This window comes from Nocardia sp. bgisy134, from assembly GCF_057708325.1.
In genome coordinates, this window is the sequence record NZ_JBYIRW010000007.1 from 279,058 (window position 1) to 300,883 (window position 21,826).

The 21,826-nt window shown below is 68.9% G+C and carries 20 protein-coding genes and 1 pseudogene; 6 read left to right on the forward strand and 15 right to left on the reverse strand.

What is annotated here, in order from left to right; translation table 11 throughout:
- Nucleotides 1-21: 21 nt before the first annotated feature.
- The gene (locus tag AC3ERS_RS15440; protein ID WP_431967901.1) at nucleotides 22-300 is read right to left on the reverse strand and encodes a hypothetical protein; all 279 of its coding nucleotides are present in this window, start codon (nucleotides 298-300) and stop codon (nucleotides 22-24) included.
- 10 nt (nucleotides 301-310) lie between these two features.
- Here AC3ERS_RS15440 and AC3ERS_RS15445 point away from each other — a divergent pair, with 10 nt between their 5' ends.
- From AC3ERS_RS15445 to AC3ERS_RS15455, 3 genes are all read left to right on the forward strand, one after another.
- On the forward strand, nucleotides 311-646 hold the full coding sequence (locus AC3ERS_RS15445) for a TfoX/Sxy family protein (protein WP_431967903.1): 336 nt from the start codon (nucleotides 311-313) through the stop codon (nucleotides 644-646).
- 136 nt (nucleotides 647-782) lie between these two features.
- A complete protein-coding gene (locus AC3ERS_RS15450; RefSeq protein ID WP_431967905.1) occupies nucleotides 783-1,241 on the forward strand; it encodes a cupin domain-containing protein in 459 nt (152 codons plus the stop codon).
- A gap of 106 nt (nucleotides 1,242-1,347) precedes the next feature.
- Nucleotides 1,348-1,800, forward strand: a complete 453-nt coding sequence (locus AC3ERS_RS15455) for a VOC family protein (RefSeq protein ID WP_431967907.1) — start codon at nucleotides 1,348-1,350, stop codon at nucleotides 1,798-1,800.
- 73 nt (nucleotides 1,801-1,873) lie between these two features.
- Here the strand turns inward: AC3ERS_RS15455 and narI are convergent, their stop codons facing one another.
- From narI to AC3ERS_RS15475, 4 genes are read right to left on the reverse strand one after another with little or no spacing between them, the layout of a single operon-like run.
- Nucleotides 1,874-2,632 (reverse strand): respiratory nitrate reductase subunit gamma, encoded by a 759-nt coding sequence (gene narI, locus AC3ERS_RS15460; RefSeq protein ID WP_431967909.1) that lies wholly within the window; start codon nucleotides 2,630-2,632, stop codon nucleotides 1,874-1,876.
- Entirely contained in the window at nucleotides 2,629-3,309 is a 681-nt protein-coding gene (gene narJ / locus AC3ERS_RS15465; protein ID WP_431967911.1) for a nitrate reductase molybdenum cofactor assembly chaperone, read from the reverse strand. The genes narI and narJ overlap by 4 nt, the downstream gene beginning before the upstream one ends.
- The gene (gene narH / locus AC3ERS_RS15470) at nucleotides 3,306-5,096 is read right to left on the reverse strand and encodes a nitrate reductase subunit beta (RefSeq protein WP_431967913.1); all 1,791 of its coding nucleotides are present in this window, start codon (nucleotides 5,094-5,096) and stop codon (nucleotides 3,306-3,308) included. The genes narJ and narH overlap by 4 nt, the downstream gene beginning before the upstream one ends.
- A gap of 1 nt (nucleotide 5,097) precedes the next feature.
- A complete protein-coding gene (locus tag AC3ERS_RS15475; RefSeq protein WP_431967915.1) occupies nucleotides 5,098-8,853 on the reverse strand; it encodes a nitrate reductase subunit alpha in 3,756 nt (1,251 codons plus the stop codon).
- Nucleotides 8,854-9,390: 537 nt separating this feature from the next.
- Between AC3ERS_RS15475 and AC3ERS_RS15480 the strand changes: the two genes are divergently transcribed.
- The 3 genes from AC3ERS_RS15480 (at nucleotide 9,391) to AC3ERS_RS15490 (ending at nucleotide 12,385) form a co-directional block, all read left to right on the forward strand.
- Nucleotides 9,391-9,726 (forward strand): YdeI/OmpD-associated family protein, encoded by a 336-nt coding sequence (locus tag AC3ERS_RS15480; RefSeq protein WP_431968007.1) that lies wholly within the window; start codon nucleotides 9,391-9,393, stop codon nucleotides 9,724-9,726.
- Between the two features lie 455 nt (nucleotides 9,727-10,181).
- Complete coding sequence (locus AC3ERS_RS15485; protein WP_431967917.1) at nucleotides 10,182-11,042, forward strand: helix-turn-helix transcriptional regulator; 861 nt, start codon at nucleotides 10,182-10,184, stop codon at nucleotides 11,040-11,042.
- Nucleotides 11,043-11,443: 401 nt separating this feature from the next.
- Complete coding sequence (locus tag AC3ERS_RS15490; RefSeq protein WP_431967919.1) at nucleotides 11,444-12,385, forward strand: hypothetical protein; 942 nt, start codon at nucleotides 11,444-11,446, stop codon at nucleotides 12,383-12,385.
- Nucleotides 12,386-12,436: 51 nt separating this feature from the next.
- Here the strand turns inward: AC3ERS_RS15490 and mtnC are convergent, their stop codons facing one another.
- From mtnC to AC3ERS_RS15540, 10 genes and pseudogenes are all read right to left on the reverse strand, one after another.
- Nucleotides 12,437-13,120, reverse strand: a complete 684-nt coding sequence (gene mtnC / locus AC3ERS_RS15495) for an acireductone synthase (RefSeq protein WP_431967921.1) — start codon at nucleotides 13,118-13,120, stop codon at nucleotides 12,437-12,439.
- Nucleotides 13,117-13,692 carry a 1,2-dihydroxy-3-keto-5-methylthiopentene dioxygenase gene (locus AC3ERS_RS15500; protein WP_431967923.1) on the reverse strand — a complete coding sequence of 192 codons (576 nt, stop codon included), beginning with the start codon at nucleotides 13,690-13,692 and terminating at the stop codon, nucleotides 13,117-13,119. The genes mtnC and AC3ERS_RS15500 overlap by 4 nt, the downstream gene beginning before the upstream one ends.
- Nucleotides 13,689-15,353: an S-methyl-5-thioribose-1-phosphate isomerase gene (gene mtnA / locus AC3ERS_RS15505; protein ID WP_431967925.1), complete on the reverse strand. Its 1,665-nt coding sequence runs from the start codon at nucleotides 15,351-15,353 to the stop codon at nucleotides 13,689-13,691. Before mtnA ends, AC3ERS_RS15500 begins: the two co-directional genes overlap by 4 nt.
- 80 nt (nucleotides 15,354-15,433) lie before the next feature.
- Nucleotides 15,434-15,781 carry a DUF1330 domain-containing protein gene (locus AC3ERS_RS15510; RefSeq protein WP_431967927.1) on the reverse strand — a complete coding sequence of 116 codons (348 nt, stop codon included), beginning with the start codon at nucleotides 15,779-15,781 and terminating at the stop codon, nucleotides 15,434-15,436.
- A 369-nt stretch (nucleotides 15,782-16,150) separates the two neighbouring features.
- A pseudogene (locus tag AC3ERS_RS15515) lies at nucleotides 16,151-17,562 on the reverse strand (sulfatase-like hydrolase/transferase); the annotation flags it as partial.
- Between the two features lie 172 nt (nucleotides 17,563-17,734).
- Nucleotides 17,735-17,899, reverse strand: coding sequence for a hypothetical protein (locus AC3ERS_RS15520; protein WP_431967929.1), 165 nt, complete (start codon nucleotides 17,897-17,899; stop codon nucleotides 17,735-17,737).
- Nucleotides 17,900-18,021: 122 nt separating this feature from the next.
- Nucleotides 18,022-19,761 (reverse strand): NTP transferase domain-containing protein, encoded by a 1,740-nt coding sequence (locus AC3ERS_RS15525; RefSeq protein ID WP_431967931.1) that lies wholly within the window; start codon nucleotides 19,759-19,761, stop codon nucleotides 18,022-18,024.
- Nucleotides 19,762-19,857: 96 nt separating this feature from the next.
- Nucleotides 19,858-20,601: a VOC family protein gene (locus AC3ERS_RS15530; protein ID WP_431967933.1), complete on the reverse strand. Its 744-nt coding sequence runs from the start codon at nucleotides 20,599-20,601 to the stop codon at nucleotides 19,858-19,860.
- A gap of 9 nt (nucleotides 20,602-20,610) precedes the next feature.
- Nucleotides 20,611-20,931 carry an MGMT family protein gene (locus tag AC3ERS_RS15535; RefSeq protein WP_431967935.1) on the reverse strand — a complete coding sequence of 107 codons (321 nt, stop codon included), beginning with the start codon at nucleotides 20,929-20,931 and terminating at the stop codon, nucleotides 20,611-20,613.
- Nucleotides 20,932-20,988: 57 nt separating this feature from the next.
- Nucleotides 20,989-21,765 carry an alpha/beta fold hydrolase gene (locus AC3ERS_RS15540; protein WP_431967937.1) on the reverse strand — a complete coding sequence of 259 codons (777 nt, stop codon included), beginning with the start codon at nucleotides 21,763-21,765 and terminating at the stop codon, nucleotides 20,989-20,991.
- Between the last annotated feature and the right edge of the window lie 61 nt (nucleotides 21,766-21,826).

Here is a 21,826-nt window from a genome sequence, read left to right on the forward strand (position 1 = left end):
CCGAAGTACGGACGTCCGCGTTCAATACTCGAGTTCGGACCAGGGAATGCGAATCGGGAACGGGTGGTCGATATCGATCCCATCCGTGTCGCCGGGGATCCACTCGCCTGCCACGATGTAGTTGGTTCGCCGCAGCGGGCGGACGCCTTCGGGGAGTTGGCCCGGCGCGGTCTCCAGCACGTACGCGCGAATGCTGGCGATGCCGCGAGGGTCGCGCGCCAGCCGGACCTCCCAATACCACGGGATACCACTGCCCGCATATCGGGCTTTCTTGGCTTCGATGTCTGTCCCGAGGTCCACACTGTGACCCATGGCTTACGACGAGGAACTGGCCGAGCGGATCCGCGACCTGATCGAGCCCGGCCCTGACGTGACCGAGAAGAAGATGTTCGGCGGCCTCGCCTTCCTGATCGGCGGCAACATGGCGGTGGCGGCCAGCCGCCAGGGCGGACTGCTGGTCCGCATCGATCCCGCCGAGGGCGGCGCCTTGATCGACGACGACTCCGTGAAGCCCATGATCATGGGCGGCCGCGAAATGGACGGCTGGGTCCGCGTCACCGGCGCAGCGATCCACAACGACACCACCCTGCGCGAGTGGGTCGACCGCGGCGTCGGCTACGCCCGCTCCCTCCCGGCCAAGCGCTAGCCGATCGCCGTCTCGAGGTGCGCTTGTCACTGCGCGACGTTCCACTGATAGGGGCAATCTCGTTTCGAATCGGACAGTTTGGACGGATTCGTTGTCGGCCCTTCCGTGACTGTCGCGGGCTCGATACGCTGCGGCGATGATGCCCATTGTGCGCGGGGTCGTCGTGGTGGCGGCGCTCGGCGGGTCGCTCGGCGGGTCGCTGGTCGGGGTGGGGCGGGCGGAGGGTACGCCCGGGTCGGAGATCACGGCGGTCACCCTTGGGCAGGCGCAGATTCCGGCGGGGCTGTTGCCGTTCGTGGCGGGGACCGATCTGGTGGCTCGGGAGATCACGATCGGGCCGGGTGGGTCCACCGGGTGGCACTTTCACGACGGGCCGGTCTTCGGGTTCGTTCGATCCGGCACGCTCACTCATCCCGGGCCGGATTGTGTGGCGCCGGTGTATCGCGCCGGGGATTTCATCTACGAACCGGCGGGGGAGTGGAACGTGCACATCGGCCAGAATCTCGGGACGGAGCCGTTGGTTCTCGACGTCGTCTACGCTCCGCCGACGGGCGATCCCCTGTTCCGGGACGCGCCGGCTCCGGACTGCGCCTGAACCGCCGGAAAAAATTCTCGAGATTTCCGCCGAAGTATGTCGAAGCCCTCGAATCGGCTCCGACCAACGGGTGACAGCAAGGTCAAACCATTCAAAGGAGCCCATCATGGCCGTCACCACCTTCTTCTGGTTCGAGTCCGAGGCCGAGCAGGCCGCCACCCGCTACGTCGAACTGGTGCCCCGCTCCCGCGTCACCGACATCACCCGCCACCCCGACGGCTCGGCCTTCGTGGTCTCCCTCGAACTCGACGGCCAGTCGGTCACATTCATGAACGGCGGCCCCGGCCACCCGCAGACCGACGCCGCCTCTATCCAGGTCACGGTCGACACCCAAGACGAGGTCGACCGCCTCTGGGACGCCCTCACCGACGGCGGCGCACCCGGCGAATGCGGCTGGCTCGTCGACCGCTACGGCATGCACTGGCAGGTCGTCCCCGCACCCCTCCTCGACCTGCTGTCCGGCACCGACCCGCCCAAAACCGCCGCCGTCGGCACCGCCCTGCGCACCATGTCCAAACTGGACCTGAAAGTCCTGCGCGACGCCTACGACAACGCCTGAGCTGCGAACGACTGTCCCCACCAAAAGAATTCGCCCCCACCCGATCGCGGTGGGGGCGAATTGGCATCGGAATTCAGCGCCAGCGGTCCGGGGTGACCGGGGCGTCCCAGGCGCGCGCGTAGCGGCGGGTGTCGGTGGCGTTGGGTTGCTTGTGGCGGTAGACGATGTAGGGGCGGGTGAGGTAGCCGACGGGGGCGCTGAACATGTGGACCAGGCGGGTGTAGGGCCACAGGGCGACCAAGGTCAGGACGACCAGCCCGTGGAGCTGGAACGGCCACGGGGTGTCGACCATCAGTTCCGGTTGCGGGTTCAGGGTGAACAGGCTGCGGAACCAGGGAGAGACGGTTTCGCGGTAGTTGTAGGTGCCGAACAGCAGGTTGGCGCCCCAGGTGTTCGTCAGGCCGGTGACCAGCGCGGCGGTGAGCAGGGCGTACATCAGCTTGTCGTTGGCGGTGGTGGCTTTGCGTACCGCGGTCACCGTGAACCGGCGGTAGAGCAGAATGCCGACACCGGCCAGCACGGAGAGCCCCGCCACCGAACCGGCGCCGACGGCGATCAGGTGATAGGTGTGGTCACTGATGCCGACCGCCGCGGTCCAGGACTCCGGGATCAGCACGCCGAGCACGTGCCCGAAGAACACGCCGAGCATGCCGAAGTGGAACAGGGGGCTGCCCAGCCGCAGCAGCTTGCTCTCGTAGATCTGCGAGGACCGGGTGGTCCAGCCGAACTGATCGTTGCGGTAGCGCCAGATGTGCCCGAGCACGAACGAGGTGAACGCGACGTACGGCAGGATCAGCCACAATTCGACGGGCAGGTGCAGGACGGCGTTCATCGACGGCCTTCCGATTGAGCGAACATCGTGGGGTCCATGGCGAAGGGCTCGAGGCCGACCTCTTCCTCCGGCGGTCCCTCGGCCGCGAGCTCGGCGATGCGCCGACGATCGGCCGTGGTGAGCGGCGGCAGCGTGGCCACCACCGCGGCCAGCGCTCCCGCGTACGGAGAACCGCTGTCGGACAACGAGAGTCGTAGCAATTCGATAACCGGAAGGTGCTCGCCGAGCAGGCGCTCACCACCGATCGGGTCCACCGTCGCGGCGAATTCGAGCAGCACGGGCAGGTGGTCGGGCAGTTCCTGATCCCCCAGCTCCACCCCGGCGTGCCGGTAGGCGTGCTTGAAACGCAGCAGCGCCATGCCCCGCTTGCGGGTGTCGCCGTAGGCGTAGAAGGTCAGGTGCAGGCTGGCGCGCCGCCGCAGGTCGAAGGTCGCCACGTAGTCGGCGGCCAGGTCGATCGGCGACGTCGTGCGCAGATGAGTCAGCAGTCCGGCCAGCTGCGGCCGCACCTCGTCGGGCAGTTGCTCTGCCGCACTGGACAATTGGTCCAGCATAGCGAGCGTCTCCCGGCTCGGGTAGTCGAGCAGCAGTGCGACCAGCCGCCACACCAGGCGGCGCTCGCGCTCGGCCATCCGCACGGCCGGCTCGGGCCGCCGCCGCAGCTTCAGCAGACTCATCGGGACGCCCCGCTAGACGTCGCGGACACGTCGGACGAACCGTTCCCGGCAGCGCCGTTACTGCCGTTCACGGCCTCTCCCGCGGCAGCGCCGTTGCTGCCGTTAGCTTTCGCGCCGTTGTGCCCGGCGCCGTTGGCTGCCGAGCCGTTCGATCCAGCGCCGTTGGACTCAGCACCATTTGGCCCAGCGCCGTTCCCGGACGGAACCAACCCCGTGGTGCTCTTCCCGTCCCAGTTGAGCAGATTGATCCGGTTCGACTTCTCATCCGGTGCGGCGCCATTGGTGTCGGTCAGGTGGAACTTCTCCACCATCTGGTCGAACGCCGTCATGCCCGGCCCGCCGTCGGTGTCCAGGCTGCACCCGGTGGCCAGCGAATCCAGTTCGTGCGCCTGCGAAGTCGCGCCCTGCGGGATCACGTAGCGGTGCTCGTACTTCGCGATGGCCAGCAGCCGGTAGAGCGACTCGATCTCCTCGGGCTCCAACCGCACCGACGGCGCGATCGAGGGGTCCGGCTCCTCGCCGAGGTTCACCGACCGCATGAACGACCGCATGGCGGCGAGCCTTTGCAGCGAAGCCCGCACCGGACCGATCTCACCCGCGGTGAACAGTTCGGCCAGGTACTCCACCGGGATGCGCAGCGCGTCGATGGCGCCGAACAAGTTCGCGTGGTTCTCTCCGTCGTGCCCGGTCTCGGTGAGCACGTCCACCACCGGCGACAGCGGCGGCACGTACCAGACCATCGGCATGGTGCGGTATTCCGGATGCAGCGGCAGCGCGATCTGGTAGTCCACGATCAGCTTGTAGACCGGCGAATCCTGCGCCGCCTGAATCCATTCCGGCGAGATCCCGGCGCGCTCGGCCTCGGCGATCACCCGCGGGTCGTGCGGGTTGAGGAAGACGCCGAGCTGCGAGGGGTACAGATCCTTGGTGTCGGTGACCGACGCAGCCTCCTGCACCTTGTCCGCGTCGTAGAGCATGACGCCGATGTAGCGCAGCCGCCCGACGCAGGTCTCCGAGCACACCGTCGGGATGCCGACCTCGACACGCGGGTAGCAGAAGGTGCACTTCTCCGCTTTGCCCGTCTTGTGGTTGAAGTAGATCTTCTTGTACGGGCAGCCGGTGATGCACTGCCGCCAGCCGCGGCACTTGTCCTGGTCCACCAGCACGATGCCGTCCTCGGCGCGCTTGTAGATCGCGCCGGACGGGCAGGACGCCGCGCACGACGGGTTCAGGCAGTGCTCGCAGATGCGCGGCAGGTAGAACATGAAGGTCTCTTCGAACTCCAGTTTCACCTTGTCCGAGAGCCGGTTCAGCAGCGGGTCCTTGCCCACCTGCTCGGGGCCGGAGCCGAGGTCGTCGTCCCAGTTCGCGCCCCAGGTGACCTTCGTGTCCTCGCCGGTGATCAGCGATTTCGGCCGCGCCACCGGCGTGGTGTCGATGGCGGGGGAGGACAGCAGGTTGTCGTAGTCGTAGCTCCACGGGTCGTAGTAGTCCGACACGGTGGGCAGGTCCGGGTTGGCGAAGATATTGAGCAGCCGCTTCATTCGCGAACCGGACTTCAGGGTCAGCTTGCCGCGCTTGGTGAGCGTCCAGCCGCCCTTCCACTTCTCCTGGTCCTGGTACTGGCGCGGATAACCCTGTCCGGGACGGGTTTCCACGTTGTTGAACCAGACGTACTCGGTGCCGCCGCGGTTGGTCCACGCCTGCTTGCAGGTGACGCTGCAGGTGTGACAGCCGATGCACTTGTCCAGGTTCATCACCATGGCGAGCTGAGCCATGACACGCATATCAGTACTCCACCTTCTGCGAGCGCCTGCGGATGGTTGTCACTTCGTCGCGCTGATTTCCGGTGGGGCCGTGGTAGTTCAGTGCGAAGGACTGCTGCGCGTACCCGCCGATGAGGTGCGAGGGCTTGATCATGATCCGGGTCAGCGCGTTGTGGATACCGCCGCGCTTGCCGCGCGCGTCGTTCACCTCGGGGGTGCCCTCGATGCGCGGCACGTCCACCGCGCGGTCCTGCGCGTGGTACATGAACACGGTGCCCTCGGGCATGCGGTGCGAGACGATGGCGCGCGCGACCACGATGCCGTTGCGGTTGATCGCTTCGATCCAATCGTTGTCGGCCACACCGATCTTCGCGGCGTCCTTGTCCGACATCCAGATCGACTGACCGCCGCGCGAGAGCGTGAGCATGTGCAGGTTGTCCTGGTAGGCGGAGTGGATCGACCACTTCGAGTGCGGCGTCAGATACCGCACGGTGACGCCCTTCTCGGTCACCGAACCCACGCCGGGCTCGCTGAACAGCGCGGTCATGTCGAGCGGCGGCCGGAAGATCGGCAGCTGCTCGCCGAGCTCGATCATCCAGTCGTGATCGAGGTAGAAGTGCTGGCGTCCGGTGAGGGTGTGCCAGGGCTTGAGCCGTTCGGTGTTGATGGTGAACGGCGAGTACCTGCGCCCGCCGGTCTCGCTGCCCGACCATTCCGGCGAGGTGATCACCGGCACCGGCCGAGCCTGGGTGTCCGCGAAGGTGATTCGCTTGCCCTCGTGCTCGGCGGCCAGGTCGGCCATCTTGGTGCCCGTGCGGCGCTCCAGCGCCTCGAAGCCCTCGACGGCGAGCCGGCCGTTGGTGGTGCCGGAGAGCGCCAGAATGGCCTCGGCGGCGTGGGTGTCCTTGGCCAGCGACGGGCGACCCTGCGCCACACCCGAGACCACGGTGCCGTTCATCCCGGCCAGGTACTCGACCTCTTGGTCGGGATAGGTCGTGACGCCCTTGGTGGTGACGCCGAGGGTGTCGACCAGCGGGCCGAGCGCGGCCATCTTCTCGGCCACCTTCGGGTAGTCGCGTTCGACGACCACCAGCTTCGGCATGGTCTTGCCCGGAATCGGTTCGCAGTCACCGGCTTTCCAGTCCAGCACGCGGCCGCCCGCTTGCGCCAGCGCATCCGGCGAGTCGTGCTGCAACGGCACCGCGACGATGTCCTTGCGCTTGCCGAGGTGCTTCTCGGCCATCCAGGAGAAGCCGCGGGCGATCCGGTGGAACGCCTCGAAATCGGTCTTGGCCTCCCACGGCGGGGAAATCGCGGGGGAGAAGGCGTGCACGAACGGGTGCATGTCCGTGGAGGAGAGATCGTGCTTCTCGTACCAGGTGGCCGCGGGCAGCACGATGTCGGAGAAGAGCGTGGTGCTCGTCATCCGGAAGTCCAGGGAGAGCAGCAGATCCAGCTTGCCGGACGGCGCCTCGTCGCGCCAGACCAGCTCTTGCGGCCGCACGCCGGTCGCCTCGGTGGCCTGCAGGTTGGAGTCCGCGCCGAGCAGGTGCTTGTGGAAGTACTCGTTGCCCTTGCCGGAGGAACCGAGCAGGTTCGCACGCCAGACGGTCAGGCAGCGCGGGAAGTTCTCCGGGTCGTCCGGGTCCTCGCAGGCGAAGCGCAGTTCTTCCGACTTCAGCCCGGCCACCACGTGGTCGGCCGGGGTGGCGCCCGCGGCCTCGGCCTCGTCGACGAGGTCGAGCGGGTTGCGGTTGAAGGTCGGGTAGCTCGGCATCCAGCCCAGCCTGCTGGCCAGCGCGATGTTGTCGGCCGCGGTGCGGCCCGCGAACGCGCCCTTGCTGAGCGGCGAGGCGAACGACTGCGCGGTGAACGGGTCGTAGCGCCACTGATCGTTGGTCAGGTACCAGAACACGGTGCCCTGCATCTGGCGTGGCGGGCGCTGCCAGTCGAGGCCGAAAGCCAGAGTGGACCAACCGGTCACCGGGCGGCACTTCTCCTGCCCGACGTAATGCGCCCAGCCGCCGCCGTTCACGCCCTGGCAGCCGGTGAGCAGCGTGAGGGTGAAGAAGGCGCGGTAGATCTGATCGGAGTGGAACCAGTGATTGGTGCCCGCGCCCATCAGGATCATCGAACGTCCGCCGGAACGGTCGGCGTTGTCGGCGAATTCGCGCGCGATGCGCTCGGCCTGCTTGGCCGGGACGCCGGTGATGGTCTCCTGCCATGCGGGGGTGTACGGGGTGGAGGCGTCGTCGTAGCCCGTCGGCCATTCACCGGGGAGTCCGTCGCGCCCGACGCCGTACTGCGCGAGCAGCAGGTCGAACACGGTCGTCACGCGCTTGCCCGCGACCGTGATCGTCGGGACGCCGCGCAGCAGCACACCCGCCTTGTCGGTGTCGAAGCGCGGCAGGCGCACCGCGACGGGTTGATTGCCTTCCGCGCCATAGAGACTCAGCAGCGGGTCGACGTCGCCCAGGTCCAGGTTCCACTTGCCCGCGTCGCCCTCGGTGAAGCGGTGGCCGAGGGAACCGTTGGGCACCACGGGGTTTCCGGCGTCGTCCAGCAGCACGGGCTTGTGCGCCGCGCCCTCGGCGGTCTCGCCCAGATCGGCGGCGGTGAGGAACTTGCCCGCCAGCGCGCCGTCGTGGTGGTAGACACCCTCGGCGTCCCAGCCCTCCGGATCGTCCAGGCAGACCAGGTACGGCAGATCGGTGTAGCGCTTGACGTAGTCGAGGAACCGCGGGGTGTCGCGCTGGAGGAAGAACTCCTTCAGGATCACGTGACCCATCGACATGGCGAGCGCCGCATCGGTTCCCGGCCGCGCGGCTACCCACTCGTCGGCGAACTTGGTGTTGTCGGCGTAGTCGGGGGAGACCACGACCACCTTCTGACCGCGGTAGCGGGCCTCGGTCATGTAGTGCGCGTCCGGGGTCCTGGTGACGGGGACGTTGGAACCCCACATGATCAGGTAGCCCGCGTCGAACCAGTCGGCCGATTCCGGCACGTCGGTCTGATCGCCGAATACCTGCGGCGAGGCCACCGGCAGGTCGGCGTACCAGTCGTAGAACGACAGCATCGATCCGCCGAGCAGCGAGATGAACCGGGCGCCGACCGCGTGGCTGACCATCGACATGGCCGGAATGGGCGAGAAGCCCGCGACCCGGTCGGGGCCGTAGCGCTTGATGGTGTGCACGTGCGCGGCCGCGGCGATCTCGGCGGCCTCCCACCATTCCGCTCGCACGAAACCGCCCTTGCCGCGGGCGGACTTGTAGCGCTTGGCCTTCTCGGGGTCCTCGACGATGGACTCCCAGGCCAGCACGGGATCCTTCAGCCGTTCCTTGGCCTCGCGGTACAGCTCGAGCAGGGTGCCGCGCACGTACGGGTAGCGCACCCGGGCGGGGGAGTAGGTGTACCAGGAGAAGGACGCGCCGCGCGGGCAGCCGCGGGGTTCGTACTCGGGCTTGTCCGCGCCGACCGAGGGGTAGTCGGTCTGCTGCGATTCCCAGGTGATCACGCCGTCCTTGACGTAGATCTTCCAGGAGCACGAGCCCGTGCAGTTCACGCCGTGGGTGGAACGCACCACCTTGTCGTGCGCCCAGCGGTCGCGGTAGAACTCGTCGGCCTGGCGGCCACCGACCTTGTGCAGGCTGCGCTGGTCCGCGGAGACCTCACCGCGCTGAAAGTATTTGCCCAGCCGGAGCAATGCGTCACCGGCGTCGGAGGAAAGCGCGCCCGCCGGATCGGAGGGTGCCGAAACATGAGTGCGTGAGTTAACCACGACGCCCCCTTCGAGCTGTGAAATCGGGCTGTTGCACCGACTGTAAGGAGGTGAAGACGCGCGGCCAAACGATTCTCTCACAGCGCGCGAGAGCCGCCGGTGAGTTGTGAGGTCGCGGCAACCTGGCGGTCACTGGGCGGTTGCGATCGGCTGTCGATGACATTCACGTGACCTGGGCCGATGAGGGCTGACCGGGTTGAATGCGGCAGCGGGCGGGTGTTTCGGGGCCTTGCCGGTGAAGCTTTGGAAACCGGGGGTTCTCGGGCGGTTTACAATCGTTAACACAACCGACAGGGGTTGTTCGGGCCGAATTGTGGCGCCGCCCACTGCCCTCGTGGCTACCATGTCGAACCCCGATTCGTCCAGAGACTTGTGGTTCGCCATTTGTTTGCCGTCGTCCGGCGACAGCCCTCGGTGAGATGATTACGTTCCGCGTATGCAGCGATTCGAGGCCGAAATCCAGACCGCGCGGGGTGGCGGCGCGCGTATATCGCGGTACCCGCCGACGTCGTCGCCGCGCTCGGCGGCGGAGGGCGGATTCCGGTACGGGCCGCTTTCGACGGCATCGAGTACACCGGCTCCATCGTGTCGATGGGCGGCGGACCGTGTCTCGGCATGCTGAAGGCGATCCGCGAGCGGCTCGGCAAGGGACCCGGCGACACCGTCGTGGTCACCCTGAGCCGCGACACCGCCGAGCGGACGGTCGAGGTGCCCGAGGATCTGGCGGCCGCGTTGGCTGCGGCGGGCGTGCGACCGGCCTTCGACGCGCTCTCCCCTTCGCGACGCCGACAACTCGTCGACGCGATCGAGTCCGCCGAGCGCCCGCAGACGCGCGCTCGGCGGATCGGTGAGGCGGTCGCCGCGGCCGGATGACACGCGCACTCGTGCGTCGATTCTTTCCCGGCTCGGCCGCCTTTCCCGGTGCGAGAAATCTGACCGGCCGAATGTGCTTGGGCGCGGCGACTTTTCGCGAATAGAAAACCGACCGGTTGGAAATGGCGTGGAATCTGGTCCTGGGACCGATCGGCCCGGTCGTTCGGACTACTGCCGAATCGGCGGCTCGATGTGAATGGCCGTGGTGGAGGTCGATTTTCACGGCCATGAAGATTGCCGAATTGTAGCCATGACACGAAGCTTGTATGGAATATAAAGAAGGGATATCAGTTAATATCGTCCGCTATGAGTAACAGTCGAGATCGTTGAACGATTGGAGCCATGGACAACCCCCTTGTGGCCGCGGCGCCGACATCTCGGGAGCTTCGACACCGCTGCCACCTGGAAGTAGCCAATTGGTTGATACATCTACGGTTTCATAGGAGCGAATAGCTGTGTCACGCAAGTCGACCGAAGTCAGTCCAGGAGATCTGCTGCGTCCGCCGACCTTCGGCGGGTTGTTGCGTAGATTCCGCGACGACCGGCGGGTATCCAGGGAAAAGCTGGCATTCGCGGCGGGGGTCAGTTCGAGCTATATCACGCACTTGGAAGGCGGCGACCGAGCGCACCCGACCAAGGTGGTGGTGGAGGCGCTCATCGGATACCTGCACCGGGTCGCGCCGCTCTCCGATGCCGAGCGCAGGCACCTGTTCGACCTGGCCGGACTGGCCGAGGCCTCGGCTCCGACGGTCGCCGAGCTGCGTGCCGAGATCACCGAGGACATGCGCAACGGTCTCGTGGTGCACGAGCCGAACGCGGCGGGCTACCTGGACACCCGATGGAACGTCCTGTCGTGCAACGGCCCCTACGCTGCGATTTTCCCCGGCTTGCTCGAGGACGTGAACATCCTGCGCTGGTTCTTCGGCAACGAGTTGTCCAGGCGGGTGATGGTCGAATGGGAGCGCGAGGCCGCGCTCACCGTGGACTGGCTACGCGGACTCATCGGGCAGTCTGCGGGTGGTGACTGGTCCACCGAATTGCTCGACGAACTCGGGCAGTATCCGGAATTCCGCCGGATGTGGGCCGCGGGCGGCACCGCGTACGGCCGGGAAAGCCCGCAAATGCGGCTGCGCGATATCGAAACGGGCGAGCACTTCAGCCTGGACGTGCAGTTGTTCCGGGTGGATTCCGGGAACCACCCGGGCCGGATGCAATTCTTCCTCGGCATCCGCACGCCGCAGGCGGCGTCGCACGGTGTGGGACGGTCGGCCGCGGTCAACGGCTCTCGGACTGCTGGGTCCGCCGTGAACCCCTAGCGGCAGAGTGGTTTTCGGGTAGCACGTTCGGCACCGCGCCCGCCCGTCGACTTCTCGGCGCGGCGTCCCGTCGGCGTGCCACGGGCCGCGCCTGCGTGAAATCGGTTGGGGCGAAACCTGATCGGGCGAAGGCGGGTAGTGGCCGGGACCGGTCGGGCTACGCTGTCGAAATGTGTTGCGGGATAAATGCCGTGGTGGTGAACGGGTCACCGGCTCGGCGGTACTTCCACTGGACGGTGTAGGTACCTCACAGGGCGCGCGGCAAGTCCCACTTCGCCTGGACAACGGTCCGGGAAACGTATTTGATCCGTTTATCGGCGAGGTCGGGCAATTAGTTGCGACACTGTGGATCGATCTCGGACGACAACGGATTGCGCGAACATTGCGGGGAGTGAGTGCTCATGGTTGATGACATCGGTTTGGTACCGCATATCTCGCTGGCCGCTGCCGCGAACTGTGCCAACGGCACATTCGCGGTCTGCGGTGACGAGGGCAGGGCACTGTGGTACGGACCGTTTCTGGACGGCGACATCGACCATCCGCACGACGATCGTCTAGCGGGGGCGATGGCCGCCGCGAACCGGGCAGTGTGGCTGGCGGGCCGTGCTCGTGCCGACGCGGGCCACGCGGAGGCCACCCTGCGCCTCGTCGTGACCGAACCGGACATCGACACCGTCGCCTTGGCATGCACCGCGTCCATGTCCGGCTTGGTGCTGGATCTGGTCTGCTCGGAGGACAATCCGGCCCTGGATTGGTGCCAGGTCTTCGGCAGCCTGGACTGGAATCCGGGCGCGCTGGTCAGTTTGGTCGACGCCGGGGCGTTCGACCCGAGGTCCGGCAGGCATCTACGCGCAGTCGACACCCAGAGGAACAACGACATCGAGGAAGGGTTGCCCATGATCCGCAACGCAGGAGATATCGGTCCGGTGGGTGGGAAGCCGACGGTGGACCCCGGCGTCGAGCTGCGGGCCGCGCTCGAGGCGCTGCTGCTGCACGACGCCATCGGCCTCGACGCCAAGATGCGGCACGCGATCGCGGCGGCGGTGCACCTCGCGGTGGATACGCCGCACGGCCCTCCGGAGGACGCGGACGAGTTCCTCGGCCGCCTGGACGCCGCCTGGCTGCTGGCCGCCTGGGCCGGGAACGACACCGAGATGTCGCTGATCGCCACACTGGCCGCGGGCGACGTGCCCGCGTTGTCCTGGTGCGAACTGATGTTCACCACCGCGCTGGCGCCCTGGTCGACCAGCCCCATCGCGGTGCACGCGCGCCGGATCTTCGCGACGGTCCAGCACGGCCGCATCGGCGCCGTGCGTGCGCAGGTGCGTGTCTCCGGGGCCTGATACCCGGCACGCCTGTCCGCGTCCGGGTGGTAGGGGCCCGGAACCGGACGATCAGGCCGGATCGATCTCCGCGAAGGAGTCGATCCACCGGTGCGGTGGGCGCGGGGGATTGGGCTCGCCCGGCCGGTGCACTCCGATGGCCGACCATCCCGCCGCGACGGCCGCGTCGAGTTCCTCCGGATGGTCGGAGAGGAACAGGATCTCGTCGGCGGGCACGCCGATCGCGCTCGCGATCTTGTCGTAGGACGCGGCCTCGCGCTTCGGGCCCGCGGTGGACAGATCGAAATACCCGCTGATCGATGAACCGAGCTCGCCGCCGCGCGCGAAGGCGAACCAATCGCGCTGGTTGCGCACCGAACCCGACGAGTACACGTACAGCGTCAGCCCCGCGGCCTTCCATGCCGCCAGCGCGGGCGCGACGTCGGGGAAGAACTCGCCGTGCAGTGCGCCGCTGCGGAAGCCCTCGTGACAGATCAGGCCCTGCGCGGTCTTGAGCGGCTCGGCCTTCACGTCCGAGCCGAGCCAGCCGCGCAGGATCTCGGCCACCTCGGTGGTGTCCGCGTCCGGGCGTCCGGCCAGTTCCCTGGCGCCCGCGAGGACCGGCGCCGCCGCGTCCGCGCTGTTGTCGGCCAGCCACTGCGGCAGCCGATCCCGGGTGTAGCCGTAGAGGTCCTCGCGCACGGAACTGGTCGGGCTGGTGGTGCCCTCGATATCGAGGACGATCGCCCGGGTCACGACGCGGTGAGCAGTTCGTCGAGGGTGGGGAAGCCTTCGCTGATCCGGTCGCCGGTGAAGTCGCCGACCCAGCCGTCCTCCTCCTCGAAGAAGCGGATGGCGATGAAATCGGGCCGGGTGCCCATGTCGAACCAGTGCAGCGTGCCCGCGGGGACCGACAGCAGATCGCCGCCCTCGCAGACCACCGCGAGCACCTCGTCGCCCAGGTGCAGATAGAAGCAGCCGCGGCCTGCGGCGAAGTAGCGCACCTCGTCCTCGGCGTGCCGGTGCTCGTTCAGGAACTTCTCGCGGGCGCCCTTGGCGATCGCGGGCCACTCGGGGTTCGCGTCGTCGGGGTGGATGCGCGCGATATCGATGTGCTTGTAGCGGCCGGCGTCGTTCAGCTCGGCGACCCGGTCGGCGTAGTGGGCCAGCAGGTCGTCCGAGGGGATCGCGGCGGCGTCGTCGAGCGCGGGCCAGCGGTCGAACGTGATGCCGTGCGCGGCGAGTTCGGCGGCGATCACGGTGTCGTCGGTGGTCCGCACGCGCACGTCGGCGGCGTTGTCGGCGGCCATCACCTGGAGCAGGGTCATGTCGGTCCAATCTCGAGTGGCTCGGCGGGGGTGGCGAAGGCGTGCCTGCGCCCGGTGCGAATCACCAGCTCGCACAGGGCTTCCAGGCATTCGGCGCGATCGCGTGCCCGGGAGAGATTCTCCCCCCAGGTGGTGATGCCGTGCCCGGCGATGCACAACACGGGTGGGGCGGAGGGATTGTCGCGCAGATAGCGTTCGATGTCGGCGCCGATGCGCGGCACGTCGCGCCAGTTCGGGAACACCGGGATATCGATCGCCGTCGGATCGGCGGAACCGAGTCCCTTGATGAGTTCGAAATCGGTGATGCGCAGGATGGTTTCCCGCTCGGCCGCGCCCGCTTCGGTCGCCAGCACGGTCGCGTACGGCGAGTGCACGTGGACGACGGCCGCGGCGTCGGTGGTGCGGTACACGGCGGTGTGAATGGTGGTCTCGGCGGAGGGTTTCCGTCGCAGGCCCGGCAGCGGGGTGGAGTCCGCGACGGACACGGTCACCATGTCCGCGGGTGTCAGCTCGCCTTTCGACAGTCCGCTGCCGGTGATCACGGCGGTCGCGCCCGCGCGCACCGAGAGGTTGCCGGCGGTGCCCGGCATCCAGCCGCGCCCGTAGAGTTCCTTCGCGATCGCGGCGAGTTCGGCGCCCGCCGAATCGTCTTCTCCCGCTTCGCCGTTCGTACCGTGCACCACGCCGTTCTCGGTGACGACCGCGGTGACCAGCTCGCTCGGCGTCACGTCGAAGGCGGGATTGAAGACCTCGGTGTTCGCGGGAGCCGTTGCGACACCGCCGAATCCGGTCACCTCGGCCGCGGCCCGCTCCTCGATGACGATGTCGTGGCCGGTGGCCGTGTTCGGGTCCCGCGTCGACTCCGGAGCCACCACGATGAACGGGATGCCGTGCCGGTGGGCGGCGAGTGCGACGGCGTAGGTGCCGATCTTGTTGGCCACGTCGCCGTTCGCGGTGACCCGGTCCGCGCCGACCAGCACGCAGTCGACCTGGCCGGTGGCCATCGCCCACGCGGCGGCCGAGTCGATGGTCAGCCGGTGCGGAATGCCCGCCTCGGCCAGCTCCCACGCCGTCAGCCGTGCGCCCTGTAGCAGCGGGCGGGTCTCGTCCACCAGCACGTTCTCGATCGCGCCGCGCTCGGCGAGCACCCGCAGCGCGCCGATCGCGGTGCCGAAGGCGCTGGTCGCCAGTCGGCCGGTGTTGCAATGGGTCAGCACCCGCAGCGGCCGGTCCGCGCACAGCCGCTGTACCAGGTCGGCGGCGTGCGTGGCGGCGGCCCGGTTGACGCGGCCGTCCTCGTCCAGCATGTCCAGGGTCTCGGCGAGCACCGCGTCGGCGCCCGCCGGAACACGGGTACGGACCCGCTCGACGGCCCACGCCAGGTTCACCGCGGTCGGCCGTGCCGCGGCGATGCGGTCGGCCTCGGCCTGCACCCGCGCCTCGTCGACGACGCCGTCGGCGGTGTGCGCGGCGGTCGCGATGACCACGCCGAACGCGCCCGCGATCCCGATGGCGGGCGCGCCACGGATGGCCAGCGTCTCGAGCGCCTCGATGATCTCGTCCACCGTGCCGAGGCGCAGCTCCCGCACCTCGTGCGGCAGTCCGCGCTGGTCGATGGTGACCAGGGCACCGTCGTCCCAGACCAGGGAACTGTCGTCCATTCAGGCGCATCCTTTGTCGCGAATAACTGCATACTGCCTGGTAAACGGTATCCGACCGGCCCCGGTGGCCGACACCCGGCTCAGTGCTCGACGGACTCCGCGCGCAGCTTCGCGGCTCGTTCGCGCGGGTCGTAATCGGGGCCGACGCCCTCGATGAGCAGCAGGTCGCCGTCGATGTGATCGGCCCGCAGGCGCAGGATCGCCTGGTACGCCGGGGAGTGGTACCAGGCCCTGGCTCGCGTCAGGTCCGGGAACTCGATCAGCACCATGCTGCCCGGCCAGTCGCCTTCCACCACCTCGACCGGCGGTCCATGGATCACGAACCGGCCGTCGAACGGGTCCAGGGTGTCCTGGATGCGTTCCAGATACTCCAGGATGTCCGGGTGCGGACGGCGGCTGCGCAGGTGGGCGAAGCCAAACGCGGACATGATCGATCCCTTCGACGCGGTGGGCCGCTGCGAGGCGAGCGGTGCGCCGAACGTATCGCCGCCCGCGCCGCGCGTCGATTACCCGCGAGGTAATGACGGGGCGTGGAAAGGTCGGTGGAGCAGGGGTTTTCATTCGGCGACGAACTCCGCCTCGCGCTCGACGGCCTCGATGATCGGACGCGGCACCCCGACCGGACCCGGCGTGTAGGTGACCGCGCGCAGGTCGCCGGTGTAGCGGAACGGACCCCGGCGTTCGCGCAGGTCCCAGGACACCGGGCCGCGCGCGTCGACGCCGACGGAGATGCCGGTCCACGGCGACATGCCGACCAGCTGCACCCGGTCGGTCAGCTCGGCGTGCGGGCCGCCCTGCACCTCGACGCGGAAATCCCAGCGCAGTCGCGGCCGCACGCGAGCGGTGACGGTGATCCGTCCGACGCCGGGCGCGAGAGGCGCGGTGGCGGTCTCGGCGTAGTCGCCGTAGCTGTTGACGCCGAGCACCACCCGCCCGTCCTCGATGTAGACCAGGTAGCCGCCCAGCGGAGCGCCGTGCGCCACCAGCACGCCCTCGTCGCCCGGCCGGTAGCCGCCCAGCTCGACGGCGATCTCGCAGTCGCGGTTGGCGATCAGGCGCTGGGAGCGGTAGCGCTCCAGCGTCGGGGTGCCCGCCAGCAGGCGCACCGGCGCGGTGAAGCGGGCTTCCTCCGGCCGTCGCGCGACCAGATCCTGGCGGGTGAGCAGCGGGAATACCGTGTTGGCCCAGGCTTATTCGTCCCAGGCGGCGGCCAGCTCGGCGACCTTGTCCCGATGTCGTGCGGAGAGATCGTGCAGCTCGGTCGGATCGGCGCGCACGTGTACCTGGCGAATCGGCGGCGCTCCTCGTCGCTGAGCGAATCCCATTCGGCCGCTTCGTAACCCGGCTCGGTGTTGCGCGGCTTCTGCTCGGTGCACGGCGGGAAGATCCCCGCGGCGAGCTGGGCGGCGAACCTGTTCCGGCGCAGTTCGTCCCACCCCGCGGCGTAGCGGCCGCGATACCTGGCCAGGTCCTCGGGCTTGGCCTGCAAGGGACCGTGCATGGCGACGTGCGCGAAATAGAGGAAGAACGGTTTGGTCGTGTCGTGCGCGCGCAGGTCCTTCAGGTAGCCGATCGCCTTGTCGGTCAGGTCGTCGGTGAGGTAATAGCCCTCCGGGTACTCCTCGACATCCACCACCGAGCTGTCGGAGACCAGCTGATTCGGGTAGTAGAAGGAGTTCAGCCCCTCCAGCGAACCGTAGTACCGGTCGAATCCGCGCTGAGTGGGCCACGAGTCGCGGTGCGCCGCGGGGTTCATCGTGGCGTCGCGCACCAGATGCCACTTGCCCACCGCGTAGGTGGCGTAGCCGTTGTGGCGCAGGATCTCCGGAAGGGTCAGCACATCGTCGGCGAGCTCGAGCCGCAGGCCGGGGTAGCCGGGATCGGAGTTTGCGACGAAGCCGAAACCGGCTCGGTAGGCGTTGATTCCGGTCAGCAGCGAGGCGCGCGAGGGCGAGCAGAGCGGCGTGGTGTGGTAGTTGGTGAGGCGGACACCGTCGGCGGCCAGCCGATCCAGCGTCGGCGTCTCGATCTCGGAGCCGAACGGCCCGATGTCGCTGTATCCCATGTCGTCGACCAGCACCACGACGATGTTGGGCGCGCCCTCCGGCGCGGTGGGCGGGTACGTCCAGTCGGGTGTCGAGTCGGCGGTGGTGCGGCCGACGGCGCCGTTGAAGGATTCGTAACCGCGCGCGGAGGATGGAACAGCCATCTTTTCAGTAGACGATCGAAAAGGTGTGGCTTACCAGGGTTTGGCGCAGGGTGCGCGAAACCCGTGTGAGAGGCGTCGTACCCGGGCCGAGCATCCGAATTGAAAAAGATGGGTAAAGAAAGAACCGCGTCTGCCGGTTCCGCAGAAACCGGCAGACGCAGTTCGGAGTCATTCAGTTTTGGCCGTGACGCCGATCCCGCTCGCGCTGCTCTTCGGTCATGCGCTCGTTGGGATTCGACCCTGACCGGCCGATGCCCTGCTCCTGGCGCTGCTGTTGCTGCTGCCTCGGCATCTGCTTGGGCATTTTCTTAGGCGTTTTCTTCGACTTTTCAGCCATCTCCACTCGGTCCTTTCCGAAGTGATTGGATTCGCCTAACGACAATCACCATAGCGAGCGGGAATCAATCGGGGAAGAGAAGAGTGAAAATATGTAGAGACGCCCCGGTCGGCGACCGTTTTTCAGAGCGGCAGAAGTAGGAATTCCACGGAAATCCCGTCGGACGCCTCGGCGGGCACCACGACGAGGCCGTCGCGGTCGACGAGTCCGCCCAGATGGGCGGTGCGCACGGTCGGGTCGCCGATCCAGCCGCCGGCCGGCGCGATGCGCGCCGGAACGATACGCGGAACCGGACCCGACACGTCGGCGGCGTTGTGCAGCGGGCCGGTCAGCGGGCGGGCCGGGCGTGCTCCGGTCCGTCCCTCGACGATGGCGGGGGCGAGCGCCAACAGGGTGGCGACGGCCGCGAACGGATTCCCGGGCAGGCCGAGAATAGTTGTGCCACCTTCTGTTTCGGCGACAACGGTGGACCCGCCCGGACGCAGGCGGAGACGGGGGACGAGCACGCGGGACTCGGCGCGCGCGATCGCAGCGCGGAGTTGATCGGCCGCGCCGCCACCCGTCGCGCCGACGATGACGAGCAGATCGCAATCGCTTGCGGCGGCGAGGACTTCGTCGAAGCCGTTGGGGGTGTCGCGCAGGTGCACCCGGTCGACGGTGCGGATGCCCGATCCGGCGAGCAGGTCGGGCAGGATCGGACCGATCGAGTCCCTGGTCTGTCCCGCGCGCAGCGGGCCCTCGCTGCGGATCTCGTCGCCGGTCATCACGATGCGCGCGCGGACCGGACCGCGCACCGCCGCCTCGGTGACCTCGACGCTGGCGGCCGCCGAGATCAGCGCGGCGGTCACCGGCGCGCCCTCCGGCGCGACCAGATCGCCGGGACCGCGGTCCTCGCCGCGGCGGCGGATGTCGTCACGGATCGGTGTGTCGGGTAGCCGGTGCAGGGTCTTGCCCGCGTCCACCCGCACGAACTCGTCACGGACCACGGTGGTGGTGCCGTCGGGCACGTGCGCACCGGTGGCGATGCGCACCGCCTCGCCGGGCAGCAGCCCGACCGGGCGCTGTCCGCCCGCGAAGCCGATGTCGCGGCGCAGCCGCCACGGTCCGTCCCCGGCGACGGCGTACCCGTCCATCGCGGACACGTCGAAGCGGGGCAGCGCGTCCGCCGCGGTGAGCGGCGCGGCCAGTGCCGCACCGCGCACGCTCGGCAGGTCCGTCCGGTAGACGGTGAGCCGGGTGAGGCTGTCGCGCAGCGTGTTCCGTGCCTCGTCGAGTGTCATGGGCGTGGTGTCGGCGGCCAGTGCCCGCGCCTTGCGTACTTCTTCCTCGGTGTCGCAGTCGGCGACACCGGCCAGGCCGACGATCACGGTGTCGGCGGGCACCAGCGCCTTCATCGGCTGGTTTATCAGCGAATCCAGTTCGGCGAGTGCGGAACTGAGCGCGGAGCGCCGCCAGACGCCGATCAGGTACTGCGGGCGGCCCGACTCGTCGGCGGCGAAGACCGCCTCGGCGCCGGATTCCGCTTCGTGCCTGAGCAGTTCGGCGATGGCCGAGGGTGTCAGGAACGGCATGTCGGCGGCCAGCACCACCACCAGCGGCGCGGTGGAGCCGGCCAGCGCGCGCAGCCCGGCATCGATCGCGGCGACCGGGCCCGAACCCGGCGGCACCTCGCGGACCTGCCGGATCGCCGGATTCAGCTCCGGCCGGTGCGGTCCGACGACCACGGTGTGCCCACGACCCGCGACCGCGGCGAGCGCCGCGTCCAGCATCGAGCGGCCGCCGATCACGATGGCGGGTTTGTCCACCCCGCCCATGCGGCTGGCCCGCCCGCCGGCGAGCACGATCGCGTCGGCGGCTGTCAACGGATTGGCTCCGCAGTGAGGTACACCATGTCCGAAATGCTAATTCGGGCGCGGGGCGGGCGGGGCAGGCAGCCCGTCGGAGGGGCGATCCCGAGCTCAGACCCTGGACAGGTCGGGCGATCGGCGCAGCAGGCAGAACTCGTTGGTCTCCGGGTCGGCGAACACGGTATTCGGTCCGCCGCCGCTGTCGCCGAGCGGGACGGCGCCCGCCGCGAGCAGCCGCGCCGCCTCGCGCGCGGGATCGTCGGTGGGGAACGCCGCGAGATCGAGGTGCAGCCGATTGCGTCCGCTCTTCACGTCCGGGGTGCGGACGAACTCCAGCCAGGACCCGAGCCCTGTGGCGGAACGCAGACCGGCCACGTGCGGGCCGGAATGCGCGATCGGCCAGCCCGAGGCGGCCGACCAGAACCGAGCGAGCCGCGCGGGCTCATGGGTGTCCATCACGATGGCCGCCACCGCGCCGGTGTCCACGTACTGCTCCCGCGGTTCCAGCACGCAGAATTCGTTGCCCTCGGGGTCGGCGAGCACCGCCCACGGCGTCCCGCCCTGTCCGATGTCGACGTGCCGCGCCCCCAGTACCAGCGCCCGGTCCACCTGGACGCGCTGATGGTCGAGCGAGCGACTGGCCAGGTCGAGGTGCAGGCGGTTCTTGCCGCTCTTCGCGGTGTCGGCGGCCAGGAAGGTCAGCGCGATGTCCAGGCCGTCGGGGTCGGGCGCGGCGACGTCGACCCGGTCGGCCCGGTCGACGGTCACCGACCAGCCGAGCAGCTGCGCCCAGAACTCCGCGACGACGCGCGGCCGCTGCGCATCGAAGACGACACACGCCAGGCGGGTGGACATGATTCCACGTTAACGCCTTGGCGGATCCGGAAGTTCGGGAAACCGGAAACGCGCTTCGCGCAGATCCACCCGGCCCTCCCTGATCGGCACGCCCTCGGCCGCGAGCAGCCGCAACTGGCGGTCGGCCAGGTGGGCGGCGGGCTTGCCGCCCGCGCCGAGCACGCGGTGCCACGGCAGGTCGGCGGCGTCGGTGCGCATGATCCAGCCGACCGTGCGCGGGGTGGAGAGCCCGACCGCGGCGGCGATGTCGCCGTAGGTGGCGACCTTGCCGGAGGGAATGCTCGCGACGAGCTCGCGGACCCGCTCGATATCGGCGTCGGAGGTCGGCACCGGACAAATGTGCCCTGTCGAGCGGGGGTCGTCAACAGCTCGCGCGGCCCGGAAGGTCTACAGGGCCGCCTGGATCAGTGCGGCGGTCTCGGCCGGACGCGCCTGGGCGACCATGTGGTCGCAGTCGAATTCGTGCACGGTCAGTCGCGGGCCCAGCTGCGCGACGAGGGCGGCGCGGAACTCGGGCGTCACGAACGGCGGCTGCACCTTCATCGCCTGCACCAGCACCGTCGGCACGTCGGCGGGCGGCAGCACGAACCCGCGAGCCAGCTGGCCCCAGTAAGAAATGACGGCGGGCAGACTCAGCCGCCAGCCGACCCGGCCGTCCTCGGTGGGTGTCAAGTGCTCGGCGAGCTCGGCCTCCAGCAGCCGGGGTTCGACGTCGTGCCAGGCGCTGGCGAGTTTGTCCCGGCGCGCGTCGTCGACATCGGCGTAGTCGGGGTGCGCGACCGTCCTGGCCGCGATGTCGGCGAGCAGGCTCGCGTCCTCCGCGATCGCGGGATCGAGCAGGACGAGCCCGCGCACCAGCTCCGGATGGCGAGCGGCCAGGTGCACGGCGACCGCGCCGCCGAAGGAATGGCCGACCACCAGCACCGGGCCGTTGGTCTCGGCGGCGAGCAGGTCGACCAGGTCGGCGACGACCGTCTCGAAGTCCCACGGCGGCAGCGCCGTCGACCGGCCGTGTCCGCGCAGGTCCGGCGCCACGACGCGGACATCGGGGAGGTGCTCGGCGGCCAGCGCGGCCCAGCGGTGGCCGTGCCCGGTCAGCCCGTGCAGGGCGAGCACGGTCGATCCTTCGGCGGGACCGAAGCGGTGAACGTGGAGAGTCGACACCGGCCCATTCTGTCGGGTCGGGCGGCTCGCCGCTCGGAAGGGCCGCCGGGGCGGCGGCGTC